This window comes from Chryseobacterium sp. 2TAF14 (assembly GCF_052115105.1).
Taxonomy (GTDB): Bacteria; Bacteroidota; Bacteroidia; order Flavobacteriales; family Weeksellaceae; genus Chryseobacterium.
The window spans coordinates 1-405 of the sequence record NZ_JBFRGA010000381.1 but is presented as its reverse complement, the minus strand read 5'-3'; the positions used below and the strand labels follow the sequence as shown (position 1 = coordinate 405).

The window sequence follows — 405 nt, the reverse complement described above, 5'->3', positions numbered from 1 at the left end:
GTGCATGGATATGCAAAATCAGCATCATACCAAACAAAAAAATAAATTTTTTCATATGCTTAGATTTAAATGTTTATCAAACTTACCTAAAACCTAAGCCTAAGAAAAAATAAGGTTCACCAAATTTATAAATTTGATGAACCTTATTTTGATGCATAATCACGGAAAAATTACTTATAAATCAATGTTTTAGCTATTAAATAAAATCAAATGTAAAATAATTATCAAACGGTATCATCTAGTTGTTTTATATAATCGGAAGGAGTGAGTTGGGTGCGATCTTTGAATGCCTTTACAAAAGTTGTAGGGCTTTTATATCCTACTTCTTCTGAAATGGTTTGAATAGTATATTTTCTGAAAACAGAATTTTTATGCAGTTCTTTTACCACATAATCAATTCTCAGA

General features: G+C 27.4%; 1 protein-coding gene. It reads right to left on the bottom strand.

The genetic code is table 11. The features are described from left to right. Positions 1–224: 224 nt before the first annotated feature. On the bottom strand, positions 225–405 hold a 181-nt coding region (locus tag AB4Y90_RS18265), incomplete at its 5' end, for a helix-turn-helix domain-containing protein (protein WP_441558974.1).